This is a genomic window from Pseudomonas crudilactis, assembly GCF_013433315.1.
GTDB classification, from domain to species: Bacteria; Pseudomonadota; Gammaproteobacteria; order Pseudomonadales; family Pseudomonadaceae; genus Aquipseudomonas; species Aquipseudomonas crudilactis.
Genome location: NZ_WXVV01000004.1, coordinates 204,868 through 220,447, shown reverse-complemented (window position 1 = coordinate 220,447; position 15,580 = coordinate 204,868). Strand labels below are relative to the sequence as shown.

The window sequence follows — 15,580 nt, the reverse complement described above, 5'->3', positions numbered from 1 at the left end:
CTGGCGTTACAACCTGAAACCGTCGCAGCAAAAGCTTCATGGTAGCCTCCGCTGCTGCGATTTCAGTTATGACGGAGTGCATTGTGGCAAGTTTGACCATCGACAATCTTGACCCTCAGCTCTATGAAGTGCTTAGGGTGGCGGCCGACCTCAATGCTCGATCGATTGAAGAGCAAGCGTGTGTGATTTTGAAGAACGCTCTTGAGCAGAATCAATCCACTGGCGGCTTGGGGACTGCGATCAAAGAGCGGTTCAGAAGCGTTGGCGGAGTTGAGCTGGATTTGCCTTCGCGTTGAAAGTGGGGCACGCAGTTTCACGGTATGACCACGCATCAGTAGCGCAAGCCATAACGCAATCGCGGGCAAGCCCGCTCCCACAGGTTATGAGTCGCACACAACATCTGTGAACGACTGAAAAACCTGTGGGAGCGGGCTTGCCCGCGATTGGTTTTTTGCTTCAGCGCTGTACGAAGATCAAACGCGGAAGTGGCTGACCATCTGCTGCAACTGACCACCCAGGCGCGCCAATTCAACACTCGATGCAGCCGTCTCATCACTCGCCGCGGCGGTCTGTTCGGACACATCGCGTACGTTGATGATGCTGCGGCTGATCTCTTCAGCCACGGCGCTCTGCTGTTCAGCCGCTGCGGCGATCTGCTGGTTCATCGACTGGATGTTCGACACCGTGCGGGTGATGTTTTCCAGCGACGCACCAGCCTTGCGCGTCAGGGCGACGCTGCTGTCGGTCAGGGCGCGGCTGTTGCTCATTACCGCCGAGACTTGCTGGGTACCGTTCTGCAGACCGGCGACGAGGCCTTCGATTTCTTCGGTGGATTTCTGTGTGCGCTGAGCCAGACCACGAACTTCATCAGCGACCACGGCAAAACCACGACCGGCTTCACCGGCACGTGCCGCTTCGATCGCAGCGTTGAGGGCCAGCAGGTTGGTCTGTTCGGCCACGGCCTTGATCACGTCCATGACGCTGCCGATCTTGTCGCTTTCCTGTTGCAGCACGCTCATTGCTTCGGTGGAACGCACCACTTCGCTGGCCAGACGTTCGATCTGCGCGATGGCTTCGTTGACCACTTTGTCGCCTTCGCGGGCTTCACCGTCAGCGGCGGCAGCGGCTTGCGAGGCTTCTTCGGCGTTGCGCGCGACTTCCTGCACGGTGGCAGTCATCTCGTGCATCGCTGTGGCGACCTGATCGGTCTCGACTTTCTGGCTGTTCACACCGGCGCTGGTCTGCTCGGTCACGGCCGACAACTCTTCGGCAGCGCTGGCAATCTGGGTGACGCCGTCGCGGATGCCGCTGATCAAGTCGCGCAAGGTTACGCCCATGCGCGCGATGCCTTGTTGCAGCACGCCGAGTTCGTCGCGGCGGGTGACGGTGACGTTCTGGGTCAGGTCGCCGCTGGCGATGCGCTCGACTACAGCCAGGGTTTCTTGCAGCGGACGGGTGATCTGACGGGTGATGATCACCGCAGCAATCACGCCGACCAACAGTGCCAGCAGGGTGCTGATCAACTGGAAGGTGCGTGCCTGGGCGCTTTCGACATCGCGGCGGTCGAGTTGAATCTGATACAGCTGCTCGCTGGTGTTGACGATCGCGGTGCCTTGATCGGTCATTTCCTTACGGGCCTGCACAGCGTCGGTGTTGGCGTTTTTATACGCCATCAATGCGCTGCGGTAGTTAACCAGTGCGGTTTCCAGCTGACGCAGGGCGTCTTGCTGAGAGTCGGCGAAATGCACGTTCAGTTGCTTGAGGCTGGCGATCGCGACATCCAGTTGGCCGACGGCTTTCTGCTCGGTTTCGGCGTTGGTGGTGGCGGTGTAGCCGCGCACTTCGTAGCGCGCGAGGATGAACGCTTCCTTAGCGGCGGTGATCGCCTGGAACTGTTCGAAACGCTGCTCGCTCATGTCCATCTGCTGCACGCGTTTGCTGATCGATTCGATCTGGTTGTACGCGGTCTCGGCACTCACGCTCATGCTGTCGCGGGCGCTGTTGCCGGTGCGATAGGCATTGCGCATTTTATTCAGCGACGTCTGGTATTCAGCGATGGTCGCTGCCTGCTCCTTGAGCAGTTTGACGTTTTCCGGGCTCTTGAAGCTATTGATCAGCTTCTGTTGCTGCGCGGCGAAGCTTTCGAGGGTGGTTTGCACATTCTGTGCGGCGGTTTCGTCGCCATTGGTCAGCATGTATTGCAGGCGCACCACGCGCAGTTTGGTCAAACCGGCATTGAGCTGGGTGATGTCGCTCATCCAGTTGCTGCGATCGATCAGGCCACCGAGGCTGGTCCAGCCCGTCAGGGCCAGCACGCAGGTCAGGGCCAGTACCAGGCCGAAGCCCAGGCCCAGTTTCATGTTTACGCTGATGTTGCCGAACCAGCTATTCATCAAAAATCCTCCAGAAACGTTGGGTTTCTTGTCGTCAGTTAGGCTGGAAGATTGTTGTTTTTTTGAGCCAGCAAGGGTGTTAGCAGGTTTGTATCGGCCGCATTTCCCAGAGCTGAAAGGATTTTGTCCTACGGAATTTGTAACATCGGATCCCAAGACTTTTTTCACATGGGTTTCACTGGCTGCCCACGCCCGCCTCTGTACCTTCGCCGCATCGAATGAACCCGTGATGCAGAGTGGCGAGGCGGTTTTTGTGGAATTGAGACTGAGTCTGTTCGGCGTCAAACGCTCGATCGATCTGAGCTTTTTGGCGCGTTTTCGCAACACCTGGGTGGTGTTGGCTGCATCGGTATTGGTGATCCCCGTAACCCTGTGGTTGCTGGCGCCGGCGGCGGTGCCGGACCTGGCCCACGGCAATGTTGCCGGTGCGCAAGCGTTGGCGGCGGGATGGGCCAAGGGTGAGATGATCGTGCTGGTGCGTCACGTCGAGCGTTGCGATCACTCCAAAGCGGCATGCCTGAGTGGCAATGACGGCATCACCGATCGCTCGCGCAGTGTCGCGGTGGCGGTCGGTGCAAGGTTCGAACAATTGGGCCTGAACAACGCCGACATCTATAACAGCCCGTCGATGCGCACGGTGCAGACCGCCGGTTACATGTTCAACCATGCCGCCAGCGGTGACGACTGGTTGATCAATTGCCGGGGGCGCATGTTGCAGGATGCGCTGGCCCACAAGGTTCCCGGTCGCAATCTGGTGCTGGTGACCCACAGCGAATGCATGGCGCAAATCGAGAAAGACCTCAAAGTGCCAGCCTCGGACATGGGTTATGGCTCGTCATTGTTTGTTTCCGCTGCCAGTCCGGCGGCTCCCAAGATGCTCGGCTTCATTGAAGCCTCCGACTGGCGCACGGTGAATACCCGATGAAATCCCGCTTCTACGCATACAACTTTGGTATTCCGCTCGCCTGTGCGGCGCTGGTGTTCCTGATGTTCGACATGACTAAAATCGACATCGCCTTCAGCAACCTGCTGTTCGATCCGCTGACCCAGACCTTCCCGCTCGACAAAATCCACTTCTTCGAAAAGCTCACGCATAAATGGGCGCGGATCATTCCGAACTGGACGGCGGAAGTCGCCCTGATCGGCGCGCTGCTGTCGGTGGTCTGGCCATTGGTCAATCCGCACAAGCGTCCGCGCCTCGGCGCAATGCTGGAGCGCAGTAAGGTCGCGCCAGTGCTGCGCTTTGCCGCTGATCATCGTAGGGATTTTCTGTTTGTGGTGGTCGCGTTTGCGGTCTGCACCGGGGTGATCCATTTCCTCAAATCCCACACCAGCGTTTACTGCCCGATCGAGACCACGCTGTACGGCGGAAAAATGGCCCACATTGAGTGGTACAGCAACTTTCAACTGTTCCACGAAGCCGGGAGTGGCCGGTGCTGGCCGGGTGGTCATGCGTCGGGTGGCTTCACCATGCTGGCGCTGTACTTCGTGGCGCGGCGCTATCAATGGCGTTTTTCCAGTGCAATCTTGTGGGGCTCACTGTTGCTGGGGTTCGTTTATGGCACTACTCGTGTCCTGCAAGGTTGGCACTACATGTCCCACACCTTCTGGGCCGGAATCTTTGTCTGGCTGGCGTGTTTGCTGACAGCGCTGGCGTTCTACGGCCGGGTGCGGCTGGATGTGCCGGTGCTGAGCAAGCGCACGCAGAAAGCTTTCATTGCGCAGTCTGAGGTCTCTCTCTGAACCCGTCCGGATGAAATGAAAAAAACCGCCAATTATCGGCGGTTTTTTTATGCGGCTGCGCAGGCCTCAATAGCCGACGAAGTAATACGCCTGTCGTCCGACCATCATGGTCTTGAGTACTTTCAGTGGGGCGGCGGGTTCGCTGTCGCCGGCCATCACCACGACATGGGATGGCGAGGCCGCGAGGAAACCTCGCAATTGCACTTCGGTATCCAGGCCTTTGAGTACCTGCTGGGTGTAGAAGACCGTAGCGCCACCGACCCGCTCGTTGGCCTGAAACAGCGCAACTTGATGGCCAGTGGTTTGCAGCGTCTGAATCTCTGCACTCAATGGCAGGAACGAAAGCTTTTTGTCGGCGTGGGGCAGGGCCCATTGCGCGGCTGCGAGGTAACTGCCGATCACCAGTGTGAGTACACCCATTGCCAGTGTCTGACGCTGTCGGGCGATTCGGCCTACGAATCCATTGCCTGATTCGTACTGCTTCAAGCGCTCGAACAGCACGCCCGCATACTCCGCGGCGATCACTGCGGCGGCGGGTGTCATCGACATCAGGTACACCGTACGCTTGCTCGACGCCAACGTCAGCATCACGAACTGCGCAACGATCCACAGGCTGAAAAACAGCAAGTAGCGGTTAGCCTTCAATTGTTTACGGAAATGCCAGAGCCCCAGGTACACCAGAATGTTCCACGGCAGGAAGGCTTCCGGCAGTTTGGCGAGGTAGTAGTAGAACGGTTCGTAGTGCCCGGCCTCGACGAACGAACCGCTGAAGCGTCCGACGCTGTTGGTCAGCAGCACCTCTTTGACGGCCTGTGCGCCGCCGTGCTGGAAGAGGATGACGAGCCAGATCAGCAGCGGAATCAAACCGACCAGGGTCAGTAAGCCCGGGCGCAGCCAATCGGTGATTTTCAGGCGCTTGTCCATCAGGTTGTCAGCCAGCAGATAAGCAAAAATCACCACCCCCGGCATTGCCAGCCCCAGCACACCTTTGCTCAATGTAGCGATGGCGATCCCGACGACAAACAACAGCGAGTTGCCGAGAGTCGATGCTCGTTGCGCCTGGAAAAAGGCGAGCAGTGCCGTGGTCACGCCGAGGGCGAGCAATGCATCTTCACCGACGCCGCGCACATTGCTCCAGTAACTGGCCATGGTCGCGAGCAGAATGCCCGCCGTCCAGGCAATCATCTTCGGCCGTTCAAAGCGGCGCAACATGCCGTACAGCAGCATCACACTGAGCAGCCCGGCCACCGCCGACGCCAGTCGCACGGCCCACGGTGACACGCCGAATACGCGCATGGCACCAGCATCCAGCCACAGGCTCAGCGGTGGTTTTTCCAGAAACGGTTCGCCGAACAGACGAGGTGTCACCCAGTCGTCGTCCAGATGCATCTCCATGGCGATGCCGGCGACGCGGGCCTCGGTGGAGCCTTGCAATTGGTGGTTACCCAGCGCGAAGAAAAACAGCAGGGCAGCAAGCAGAAACAGCGAAGTGACGGCACGCGACATAAGGATCAGGCAACCGGAAGGGGCGGGAGGCCTGAGCATACGACGGCAATCCTTAACGAATTGTGAAACTCACGCCAAAGGTTTCGACCAGCGCTTTTCCGGCGTTTCGAACCTGGAGTTGACCAGCGCCGTCATCACGTGGTCCTGCCAGCGTCCGGCAATGTTCAGATACGCCTTGGCGTAACCCTCACGTTCGAAGCCCAGGCGCTCAAGCAAGCGCGCACTGCGTTCGTTGCCCGGAATGTAATTGGCCATGATCCGGTGCAGGTTCTGGGTATCGAACATGTAAGCGATGCCAGCCTCCAGCGCCTCGTGCATCAAGCCCTGTCCCTGTTGGGCCTCATCGATGTGATAGCCCAGATAACACGCCTGAAAGGCCCCGCGAATAATGCCGCTGAAGTTGCATGCGCCGATCATCTGCTGGCCGTCCGGCGTCAGTAGTGCGAAATGCAGGGCCAGCCCGGCCTCGAAGGCGCTGGCCTGTATTTCAAGACGCCGGCGAATCTGCTCGGTGGAGAAATATTCGGTGGTGCGGATAGGCGACCATGGCGCGAGGTGACGCTGGTTGCGTTGATAGAACTCGCTTTCAAGTTCGGCCTGGTCCGGAGCCAGTATCGCGAGCGTCAGGCGTTGGCAGGGCAGGGTCAACAGCGGCATCGGGCGCTCCGGAATGGGGAATCTTCCGGCAGAGTCGCGCAATCCGCCGGGTTTCGGCAAGTCGTGGCGAAGCAGGGGCTTTGTTTCAGGCAAAAAAAAGCCCGCAGGAGCGCGGGCGAACCGTAGTTTCTTGAATGAGCGAACGGACTGTACAAGGGTTGGCCGCGCAGCTGCAGTGAAGAAAAATTCATCTCGATGGGCGGCTCCAACCGTGTCTGATGCGTCAATAAACGTGCACAGACTTTACCCGTCAATGGCAGGTTTCAGGCCTGGATGAGGGCGGCGTGCCCTGCGGATCAAGATTGTCCCGTGCCCGGCAGACCAGGATCTCGGCCAGTGCGCTTAATTGCTTCATTGCCACCGCCACATGGCGTTTCGAACCGTCGAACTCATCGGCAAAGTTGGCGCTGATGGCCGTCAGAGAGTCGAGAATCTCGCTGGCGTGGGTGAGCAGGGTCAGGGTGTCAACATCGTCGCGTACCCTGATGAGCTGATTGAGAGGAACTCTACGCCGCCGGTTCTGCGCCTCGTTGCGTGCGGTGGTATTCGATTGGGTTTGAGTGCTGGACGCTGGCGCGTCGGAAGGTGCCGGGCCAACCAGGGAAAGGCGGGTGATTTTCTTCATGACGTAGCTCCGTGGAGTGAACATTCACTGCAATTGCGTCTGCCAAGTCGTCCATTGGGATGGCAGTGGTCGTGGAGGGTAACGCCACGAGGAACTGTCCACCAGTTCATCAAAGTCGACGCGTGTTGCGGGAATTTTCCTAGGACGTTCTGTGTGGGAAGGAGGGCGTGGCGATAAAACCAGACAGCAGTCGTGGTGATCGCGGAAAGTCATCTCAAGGCATGTGGTCAGCGGGCGAAACCGTTCACATAATTCTCACCTGAGTTCTGCCATGATTGTTGCCGGTATTTCATCGGCCCGAGCGAGTGATCCCTTCATGAATGCGAGCGTGCTCTACGCGTTGGTTGCGGCAGCATTGTTTGGCGCCAGTACGCCACTCGCCAAGCTGTTGGGGGTACAGATTTCACCGATTCTATTGGCCGGGTTGCTCTATCTGGGCAGCGGGCTGGGTTTGACCGTCCTGCGTTTTGCCCGCGATCGAGGCTGGCAGCGTTCCGGACTCGGACCCGGCGAATGGCCGTGGCTGGTCGGCGCCATCGGCTTCGGCGGTGTGCTGGCGCCGGTGGCGTTGATGTTCGGTTTGACCAGAACGTCCGGCGCGAGCGCGTCACTGATGCTCAATCTGGAATCAGTGCTCACGGCACTGCTGGCGTGGGTAGTGTTCAAGGAAAATGCCGATCGGCGAATCGTGATCGGCATGCTCGCCATCGTGGCGGGTGGTGTCGTGTTGTCATGGCCGCAAGAGGCCGTCTCGGCGCAGGACTGGACAGGGCCGCTCGCCGTCGCCTTTGCCTGTTTTTGCTGGGCCATCGATAACAACCTGACGCGTAAGGTCTCTGCCTCGGATGCACTGTTTATCGCGGGCAGCAAGGGGCTTGTGGCGGGATTGGTCAACTGCGGCCTCGCCTTGTTCATCGGCAAACAGCTGCCCGCAGCCGCCTCGCTGGTGCCCATTCTGCTGGTCGGATTTCTCGGTTATGGCGTCAGCCTGGTGATGTTCGTCCTGGCCCTGCGCGGGCTGGGCAGTGCGCGCACCGGCGCGTACTTTTCCACCGCGCCGTTTCTGGGCGCAGGTATCTCGATTCTGCTGCTGGGCGAGTCGGTATCGCTGATGTTCCTGCTCGCTGTAGCGTTAATGGCCGTGGGGGTATGGATTCATCTGATGGAGAACCATGCTCATGAGCATCAGCACGAACGGCTCGAGCATGATCATCGCCACACACATGACGAGCATCACCAGCATGTGCACGGGTTTGACTGGGATGGAACGGAGCCGCACAGTCATCCGCATGTGCATACGCCGATGCGTCACCGTCATGCGCATTTCCCGGATGTGCATCATCGGCATGAGCATTGAGGTGTGTGGACGGGGTTGGTTTTCGAAAGGGGCTGGATGGGACGGCTAGATGCAACAAAGCCCGCACTTGGCGGGCTTTGTTGTTGAGAGTTGGTGGAGCCGGGGGGATTTGAACCCCCGTCCGCCAGTACTCCGCTGTCGGTACTACATGCGTAGCCGTGTCTATTAAGTTAACCCTCAGCGACCCGACGGGCAGGGTGCTTTGGGCGAGTTGTGTAAGTTTTAGCCGCTTCGTCCACAACGTACTGCACGGCGATTCTGTTCTATATGACAATCATTTTGGGTTTACAGACATCCCCTGATGATTGCTGGACCCGAAGGTACCAGGAGCATTGTCAGCTGCAATTAAGCAGCGAGAGCAACACCGTATTGGTCGTCATTGGCAACTATAAGTAGTTGCAACAGTGGATTTACGACTTCTGTTACCAAGTCGGCATGCACCTAAAGTTTCGCAACCGGCGTCGAATCCTAAACGGCCCCGAACTCATTGCTCAGTACATCTGTTTGAGCAACAAGCCTGCGCAGTGTACGTCAAACGGTGGTGGAAGGCCAACCCGAAGGTTGGCTTCCAGGCGTGTCAGTTACGTGTTGGGTTGCGGATCTGCATTTTCGTGATCATGCCGTTGCTGATCTCAACGCATTTCTTGTCATCCCCGGCAGCTTGAGCCTTCATGGCATCTTCCTGCGCAGTCTTGACGTTGTTCAGCGAGGTCTCCGGAATAGAAGGCTGGCTGGTGATGAAGTCTTTTATGGTTTGAAGATTCCCGGCACACAGGTCTTTGTCTGCCGCAAACACCGGCGACGCCAGAAGTGCACCAGCGATGAACAGTCCAGCAATTGCAGAATGCTTCATGGGTATCTCCTTGAGCGATGGGAGCTCGGTGCTGCCGGACGGTCTGGCGGCTATGCCGAGGTCATGGCAGGCCGCGTTGTGTCGGGCCTGTTCAATCGACCGCGACGGCACACAAGAATTCGGTTTTTTTTTACATCTGGTATGAAACTGCCAGCGCACCAAACCCCGAGCCGATGACGCCAATCTGAATGCTGGTCAGCTCATGGCTCATTTTTTTGTGTCGCCCGTACTTTTCTGGATCTCCAGAAGGGTTTGCTGGGTTTCCACGAGGCATTCGTCGGTCTTGCCTTGGGCCTTGAGGGCTTGGGCTTTACTCACACTGGCTGAGACGCGCGCATTCAATTCCGGTGACGTCTGATATTGCGACTTGGCACTTTCGATTTGATTCAAATTGGCTTCGCACAGGCTGCCTGGCTTATCAGCGGCAAACGAAGTCGACGCCATCACCGAGGCAGTAACGAACAGACCGAGCAGTACAGAACGTTTCATGTGTATCTCCTTACGCTGAGGGATCCAGACTTCGCTGACCCTGAGTGCCGGTCACCGAAAGAAGGAACGGCCTCGAGTGTTCGAGGCCTGTTCTGTGGACTGCGGTCTCGCGCAGGGGTTCTGATTTTCTTCAGCAGGCCTTCGCCTGAGTGACTCGATCGACCAGATAAACCAGGCCGTGATAATCGATTCCACCGTGTTGCGTCAGGCCGATTTCACACGTGCGACTGGTGGAAATCCCCTCGCTGCAATGCTGCACCGCATCCTTGAGCGTGCGCAGCGAATGGCTGTTCAACTCCGGTGTGGTGAAGCCCTTGTCGCCGGCAAATCCGCAGCAATGAATCCCTTCCGGAATCACTACGGTTTTGCTGCACTTGCGCGCCAGATCAATCAGCGCCTGGCTTTCGCCCAGATGCTGAGTGCTGCAGGTCACGTGCACGGCAATCGGTGCATCTTGCGGGGTGAAGTCGAGTCGTTCGAGAAGATGCGTACGGATGAAGCGCACCGGATCGTACAGATCCAGACGGGTTTCTCCTACGTCCTGAACCAGGCGCAACGTGCACGGACTGGTATCGCAGTAGATCGGATCGAGACCGCCACGACTGGCATGGAGCAATGCGCTGATCAGTTCCTGACGCTTGTGCTCTGCTTGCTCGGTGTAGCCTTTGGAGGCGAACGGCTGGCCGCAGCAGAGGTTGTCGTGATTGTCCGGGAAGACCACTTGGTAACCGGCCTTTTCCAGTAACCCACGGGTTTTGTCGTACAGCGACATCTGCTCTTTATCACCCGCCGCTGGTCCCATGACCCGCGATACACAAGCCGCCAGATACACCACGCGCGGGCGCCCGTCCGACACGCTCGGGCTGAAGCGAATCGCCTTCTCCGGTTGCGGCATCGCATTCGTCCACAACGGCACTTGGCCCTTGGACAGCCGCGTAATGGTTGCCGAAAGTTTCGCCAGACGCGGCGCGCCGAGCATCATCCGCGCACCGTTGGCCACGTGCAGAGTGAAGCGTGCGCCCTGCAAAGTCTTGGCGAAATTTCCTTCAATCCAGTCAGCCGTTTTCTGATGCGTTGCGTGTCGGCCTCGGAGCTTTTTCACCAGCTCGCCGGTGTTGATGCCTACGGGACAACGTTGCGCGCACAGACCAGTGGCGGCGCAGGTTTCTATGCCTTGGTACTCGTAGGCTTTTTCCAGTTCGGTGGTGTCGACGCCGGCGCGTTTTTTCGCCTGAATATCGCGCCAGATCACAATGCGCTGGCGCGGGCTCAGGGTCAGGCCTTTCGACGGGCAGACCGGTTCGCAAAAGCCGCACTCAATGCACTTATCGACAATCTCGTCGGCTGCCGGCAGTGGCTTCAGATGCTTGAGGTGAATCTGTGGATCTTCGCTGAGCACCACGTCGGGATTGAGAATTCCGTTCGGGTCGAGCAGACGTTTGAGCTGCCACATCAACTGATAGGCGTCGCTGCCCCATTCCAGTTCCACGAACGGCGCCATGTTGCGGCCGGTGCCGTGTTCGGCTTTCAACGATCCACCGAATTCCACCGCAACCAGTTGCGCGACGTCGTCCATGAACGCTTGATAGCGTGCGACTTCTTCCGGGTTGTTGAAGCCTTGGGTGAAGACGAAGTGCAGATTGCCTTCCAGCGCGTGTCCGAAAAGGATCGCCTCGTCGTAGGCATGTTTGTCGAACAGCTCGATCAAGCGATTGACGCCGATGGCCAGTTGTTCGACCGGGAAGGTCACGTCTTCGATGATCACCGTGGTGCCGGTTTTACGCACGGCGCCGACGGCGGGGAAGGTGTCCTTGCGGATGGCCCAGAGCTTGGCGTTTTCCAGAGGATCTTCGGTGAAGTCGACTTGCTTCTCCACCGGGAAACCACTGAGCGACGCCATGATTTGCGCCAGGTGTTCCTGCAGTAAAGTGGAAGACGCGGCGCGGGATTCGATCAGCAGCGCGCAGGCATTGTTCGACAGCTGCTGTACGAACGCGGGCATACCCGGTTTGTCTTGCACCGAGCGCAGGCTGCGCCGATCCAGCAGTTCTACGGCGGATACCGGTTGGCTTTTCAACACGGTGACCGCGTTGCAGCAGGTTTCCACATCCGGGAACACGATCAGCGCCGAAGCCTTGTTCGGGTGATCGATCACCGTGTTGTAGGTCACCGCGCTGATGAAGCCAAGCGTGCCTTCGGAACCGACCAGCAGGTGGCTCAAGATATCCACAGGCTCATCGAAATCCACCAAGGCATTCAGCGACAGGCCAGTGGTATTTTTCAGACGGTATTTGTGGCGGATTCGTGCGGCGAGTTCGGCGTTGGCGCGGGTTTCGCGGCCCAAGGTCGTCAAGCGCTCCAGCAACTCGCCATGACTGTTGCGAAAAGCGTCGACGCTGGCAGCGTCCTCGGTATCCAGGCGTGTGCCATCGGCGAGTACCAGGCGAATGCCGGCCAGCGTGTGGTAGGTGTTTTGCGCGGTGCCGCAGCACATGCCGCTGGCGTTGTTGGCGACGATGCCGCCGATCTTGCAGGCGTTGATCGACGCTGGATCCGGGCCGATCTTGCGCCCGAACGGTGCCAGCCATGCGTTGGCCTGCGCGCCGATCACACCTGGTTGCAGGCGAATCTGCGTGCCTTGGCCACGAATCTCGCGGGCGTTCCAGTTATCCCCAAGCACTATCAACACGGAGTCGCTAATCGCTTGGCCTGACAGGCTGGTGCCCGCAGCGCGGAAGGTCACCGGGACATGGTCACGCTGGGCCAGTTTCAGCAGCGCGACCACTTCATCTTCGGACTCGACGCGGATTACCAGTTGCGGAATCAGCCGATAAAAACTGGCATCCGTACCAAAGGCCAGGGTCGATAACGGGTCATCAAAACGGCGCTCGGCGGGAATCAGTTGCTGCGCATCACGCAGGAAGTTAACGGGAAGCGTCATTGGTCCTCCAGAATCAGAACCACCAGGTCTTTCGGGCCGTGGGCGCCGTATGCCAGTACTTGCTCAATGTCGGCAGTTTTCGATGGGCCGGAGACCAGTAGAGCATTGGTCGGCATGCCTTGCGCCCATTCGAATTCCTGTTGCACCTGATAGAAGTTGTCGCGGATTTCACTGGCCTTGAGCAGGGCGAAATGCACCGGCGGCACCAGGCTCATCAGTCGTGGTTCTTCTCGGGTTGGCCACATGATCAAACTGCCGGTGGCGGCGATTGCGCCGAGGGTGCCGGTGAGGCTGGCCGGGGTATCGTTGAACAGTTCGGCTTTCCATTCTTCCATTGGACGGTCGTAGGATTTCAGCGTCGGCAGCTCGGGATTGTTCGCCCAGTGCTGAACGATTTTCTGCCCGTGCGCTGTCGTCGGTGCGATCAACAGGCTCGGCAACTGACGATCACGCAGCAATTGTGCGAGCAAGGCTGGCCATTCTTCGCCCGAGGTCAGGTGGATTTCGGTGTGCACCGCTTCCATCAATTTGCGCAGTTGCGGGATGCGTTGTTCGGCGCTGTAGGTGTAGGGCTGCGTCACCAGATCGACATCGAAGTCGTCGGCAATCGGCGTGGTGCCAGTCAGACTTTTCCGCAGCTTGCCGAGGATATTTTGCTTGGCGCTCATCAGCGGTCTCCCTGTTTGGCCAGATGCTCGCGGGCCATGTCGTGCAGTGAGCGAGCGGCGGGTTTCGGCGCGCTGTGGTTTTGCGTCCACGGGCCAACGTTGCTCGGGGTCAGCGCACGCAGGCGCGTGGCAAAGAAACCGAACAATCGATACAGCGTCGGCGAGCTATTGAGCTTGGCCCAGGCGTTCCAGATAAAGCGTTCCTTGCGCGAATACTTGCTGCCCTGACCGCGCATCACTTGATGTGGGCTGTCCGGGGCTTTGACGTTCTCTTCGCGCAGGCGCCGCAGGATTGCCGGGATCGGAATTTTTACCGGACACACTTCACCGCAGGCTCCGCACAGCGATGACGCGCTCGGGTGATCCGGTACCTTCGCCAGACCGACCATGTGCGGGGTGATGATTTTGCCGATCGGCCCCGGATACACCTCGCCGTAAGTGTGGCCGCCGACGCGGGTATAGACCGGGCAATGATTCATGCAGGCGCCGCAGCGGATGCAATTCAAGGTCTGGCGCAGTTCGCTGTCGGCGAAAGCCTGGCTGCGACCGTTGTCGAGCAGGACCAGATGCACTTCCTGTGGGCCGTCGAGTTCGTGTTCCTTGCGCGGGCCGGAGATCATGTTGACGTAAGTGGTGATCGGAATGCCCAGCGCCGAGCGCGTCAGCAGTGACAGCAACGGCACCACGTCGCGTAGGTTTTCCACGACTTTTTCGATACCGGTGACGGCGATGTGCACCGGCGGCACGGTGGTGGTCATGCGCCCGTTGCCTTCGTTTTCCACCAGCAACAGGGTGCCGGTCTCGGCGACGGCGAAGTTGACACCGGAGACGCCGATGTCCGCTTCGAAGAATTTCTGCCGCAGGACTCTGCGACCGATCTGAATGAGTTGGTCAACGTCCTTGGTGTATTCCACGCCAAGTTTGTCGTGGAACAAGGACGCGACCTGACCGGCATTCTTGTGGATCGCCGGCATAATGATGTGTGAAGGCTTCTCGTGGTCGAGCTGGACGATGTATTCCCCCATATCGGACTCCAGACATTCAATGTCCCGAGCCTCGAGGAAATGGTTCATCTCCATCTCTTCGCTGACCATCGATTTGCCCTTGATCACTTGCCGCGCCTCGTGAGCGCGGATGATCGATAAGACGATGCCATTGGCCTCGTCCACCGTTTCCGCCCAGTGCACTGTCACACCGTTGCGGGTCAGGTTCTGTTCCAGTTGCTCGAGTAGGTCGGGCAACTTGGACAGCGCGCGGGCTTTGATCGAATTGCCCAGTGCGCGCAAATGTTCTCTTTCGTGGGCATCGCTGAAAGCGGCTGCCCGCTTGAGCATCAGTGAGTCCATGGCAGTGCGGAAGTTGTTCCGCAGTTGCTGATCACCCAAGGCGTTGTGCGCCCGGGTGCGGAAATCCTCTTCTACGGCGACCGTAGGAATAATCGCGGAAGTGCTCATTGCGCACCCCCGGTTCGTTGCCACAGAAAGCTGGCGAGATGTTGCCCGCGCAGCGCTTCTTTTTGTTTCTCCAATGCGCCGTTGATGTTCATCAAACAGCCACAATCGGCGCTCAATACCTTGTGCGCGCCGGAATCCTTCAACGCTTGGGTCTTGTCAGCCACCATCGCGCCGGAAATGTCTGGCATACGGACGCTGAATGTTCCGCCGAAGCCACAGCATTCGCTTTCGTGGTCATGGTTGACCCGTTCCACGTTGCTCAACTGCGCCAACAACTCGCGGCCGTGCAGGTGTGTGTTCATTTCGCGGCGTGCCGAACACGAAGTGTGCAGCGCGACTTTGACCGGTTCGCCGCTGTCCTTGAGCTGCACCTTGCAGACGAACAGCAGAAATTCGGCCAGCTCATAGGTGCGGGCCGCGAGGGCCTGAACCTGTTTCAACGTCTCCGGCTCGTCCTTGAACAAGTCGGCGTAATGCTCGCGCAGCATGCCGGCGCAGGATCCCGACGGCACCACCACCGGATAGTCCCGGGCAAACAGCGCCAGCTGCGAGCGCGCTACCGTCCGCGCCTGCTCGGTGTAACCCGAGGTGTAGGCCGGTTGCCCGCAGCAACTTTGCCCTTGTGGATACTCGACCCGGATCCCTTCGCGCTCCAGCAAGTGGATCGCGTCCATCCCGGCTTCGGGGTAGAACAGATCAACCACACACGTGCCGAACAGATAAACCCGCGACGGTTTCTCGCTGGGGTATTGCCGAGGTTCGGGCAGTGGCGGTGCCACGCGGGTCGCGTTCGGCACAGCGTTATAAAAAAGCTCGCTCATCAGGCGTGTCTCCGGGTGGTCCCGGTTATCCGTCCGCTGAGGCTGCTGAATATAGAGAGTGTTGCTTTCAGCA

Annotated in this window: 14 protein-coding genes, 1 other RNA gene and 1 pseudogene; 4 read left to right on the top strand and 12 right to left on the bottom strand. The window is 58.8% G+C overall.

Features of this window, described 5'->3' with window-relative positions; translation table 11 throughout:
- The first annotated feature begins 83 nt into the window (after nt 1-83).
- A complete protein-coding gene (locus GTU76_RS06690; RefSeq protein ID WP_180698280.1) occupies nt 84-296 on the top strand; it encodes a FitA-like ribbon-helix-helix domain-containing protein in 213 nt (70 codons plus the stop codon).
- Nucleotides 297-473: 177 nt separating this feature from the next.
- On the opposite strand, the gene GTU76_RS30520 is transcribed toward GTU76_RS06690, so the two are convergent.
- Nucleotides 474-1,187, bottom strand: a complete 714-nt coding sequence (locus GTU76_RS30520; RefSeq protein ID WP_371042694.1) for a methyl-accepting chemotaxis protein — start codon at nt 1,185-1,187, stop codon at nt 474-476.
- 144 nt (nt 1,188-1,331) lie between these two features.
- Nucleotides 1,332-2,258 (bottom strand): annotated as a pseudogene (locus tag GTU76_RS30515) (methyl-accepting chemotaxis protein); the annotation flags it as partial.
- Nucleotides 2,259-2,646: 388 nt separating this feature from the next.
- Between GTU76_RS30515 and pmrG the strand changes: the two are divergent.
- Entirely contained in the window at nt 2,647-3,318 is a 672-nt protein-coding gene (gene pmrG / locus GTU76_RS06680; protein WP_175555422.1) for a lipopolysaccharide core heptose(II)-phosphate phosphatase PmrG, read from the top strand.
- Nucleotides 3,315-4,136 (top strand): phosphatase PAP2 family protein, encoded by an 822-nt coding sequence (locus GTU76_RS06675; protein WP_180698279.1) that lies wholly within the window; start codon nt 3,315-3,317, stop codon nt 4,134-4,136. Before pmrG ends, GTU76_RS06675 begins: the two co-directional genes overlap by 4 nt.
- A gap of 66 nt (nt 4,137-4,202) precedes the next feature.
- On the opposite strand, the gene GTU76_RS06670 is transcribed toward GTU76_RS06675, so the two are convergent.
- The 3 genes from GTU76_RS06670 to GTU76_RS06660 form a co-directional block, all read right to left on the bottom strand.
- On the bottom strand, nt 4,203-5,681 hold the full coding sequence (locus tag GTU76_RS06670; protein WP_425503629.1) for an ArnT family glycosyltransferase: 1,479 nt from the start codon (nt 5,679-5,681) through the stop codon (nt 4,203-4,205).
- Nucleotides 5,682-5,711: 30 nt separating this feature from the next.
- Nucleotides 5,712-6,299 (bottom strand): ribosomal protein S5-alanine N-acetyltransferase, encoded by a 588-nt coding sequence (gene rimJ, locus GTU76_RS06665; protein WP_175555420.1) that lies wholly within the window; start codon nt 6,297-6,299, stop codon nt 5,712-5,714.
- Nucleotides 6,300-6,549: 250 nt separating this feature from the next.
- Nucleotides 6,550-6,924, bottom strand: a complete 375-nt coding sequence (locus GTU76_RS06660; RefSeq protein ID WP_016986521.1) for a DUF6124 family protein — start codon at nt 6,922-6,924, stop codon at nt 6,550-6,552.
- Nucleotides 6,925-7,240: 316 nt separating this feature from the next.
- Here GTU76_RS06660 and GTU76_RS06655 point away from each other — a divergent pair, with 316 nt between their 5' ends.
- Nucleotides 7,241-8,281 (top strand): DMT family transporter, encoded by a 1,041-nt coding sequence (locus GTU76_RS06655; RefSeq protein ID WP_180698278.1) that lies wholly within the window; start codon nt 7,241-7,243, stop codon nt 8,279-8,281.
- A 91-nt stretch (nt 8,282-8,372) separates the two neighbouring features.
- Here the strand turns inward: GTU76_RS06655 and ssrA are convergent.
- From ssrA to GTU76_RS06620, 7 genes are all read right to left on the bottom strand, one after another.
- Nucleotides 8,373-8,761, bottom strand: a transfer-messenger RNA (tmRNA) gene (gene ssrA / locus GTU76_RS06650).
- A 97-nt stretch (nt 8,762-8,858) separates the two neighbouring features.
- Nucleotides 8,859-9,134 (bottom strand): hypothetical protein, encoded by a 276-nt coding sequence (locus GTU76_RS06645; protein ID WP_016986519.1) that lies wholly within the window; start codon nt 9,132-9,134, stop codon nt 8,859-8,861.
- Nucleotides 9,135-9,341: 207 nt separating this feature from the next.
- Nucleotides 9,342-9,623 (bottom strand): BAR domain-containing protein, encoded by a 282-nt coding sequence (locus GTU76_RS06640; RefSeq protein ID WP_180698277.1) that lies wholly within the window; start codon nt 9,621-9,623, stop codon nt 9,342-9,344.
- A 130-nt stretch (nt 9,624-9,753) separates the two neighbouring features.
- Nucleotides 9,754-12,564 carry an FAD-binding and (Fe-S)-binding domain-containing protein gene (locus GTU76_RS06635; protein WP_180698276.1) on the bottom strand — a complete coding sequence of 937 codons (2,811 nt, stop codon included), beginning with the start codon at nt 12,562-12,564 and terminating at the stop codon, nt 9,754-9,756.
- Nucleotides 12,561-13,232, bottom strand: coding sequence for a LutC/YkgG family protein (locus tag GTU76_RS06630; RefSeq protein ID WP_016986516.1), 672 nt, complete (start codon nt 13,230-13,232; stop codon nt 12,561-12,563). Before GTU76_RS06630 ends, GTU76_RS06635 begins: the two co-directional genes overlap by 4 nt.
- The gene (locus GTU76_RS06625) at nt 13,232-14,686 is read right to left on the bottom strand and encodes a LutB/LldF family L-lactate oxidation iron-sulfur protein (protein WP_180698275.1); all 1,455 of its coding nucleotides are present in this window, start codon (nt 14,684-14,686) and stop codon (nt 13,232-13,234) included. Before GTU76_RS06625 ends, GTU76_RS06630 begins: the two co-directional genes overlap by 1 nt.
- Nucleotides 14,683-15,507, bottom strand: coding sequence for a (Fe-S)-binding protein (locus GTU76_RS06620; protein WP_180698274.1), 825 nt, complete (start codon nt 15,505-15,507; stop codon nt 14,683-14,685). The genes GTU76_RS06625 and GTU76_RS06620 overlap by 4 nt, the downstream gene beginning before the upstream one ends.
- Nucleotides 15,508-15,580: the final 73 nt, after the last annotated feature.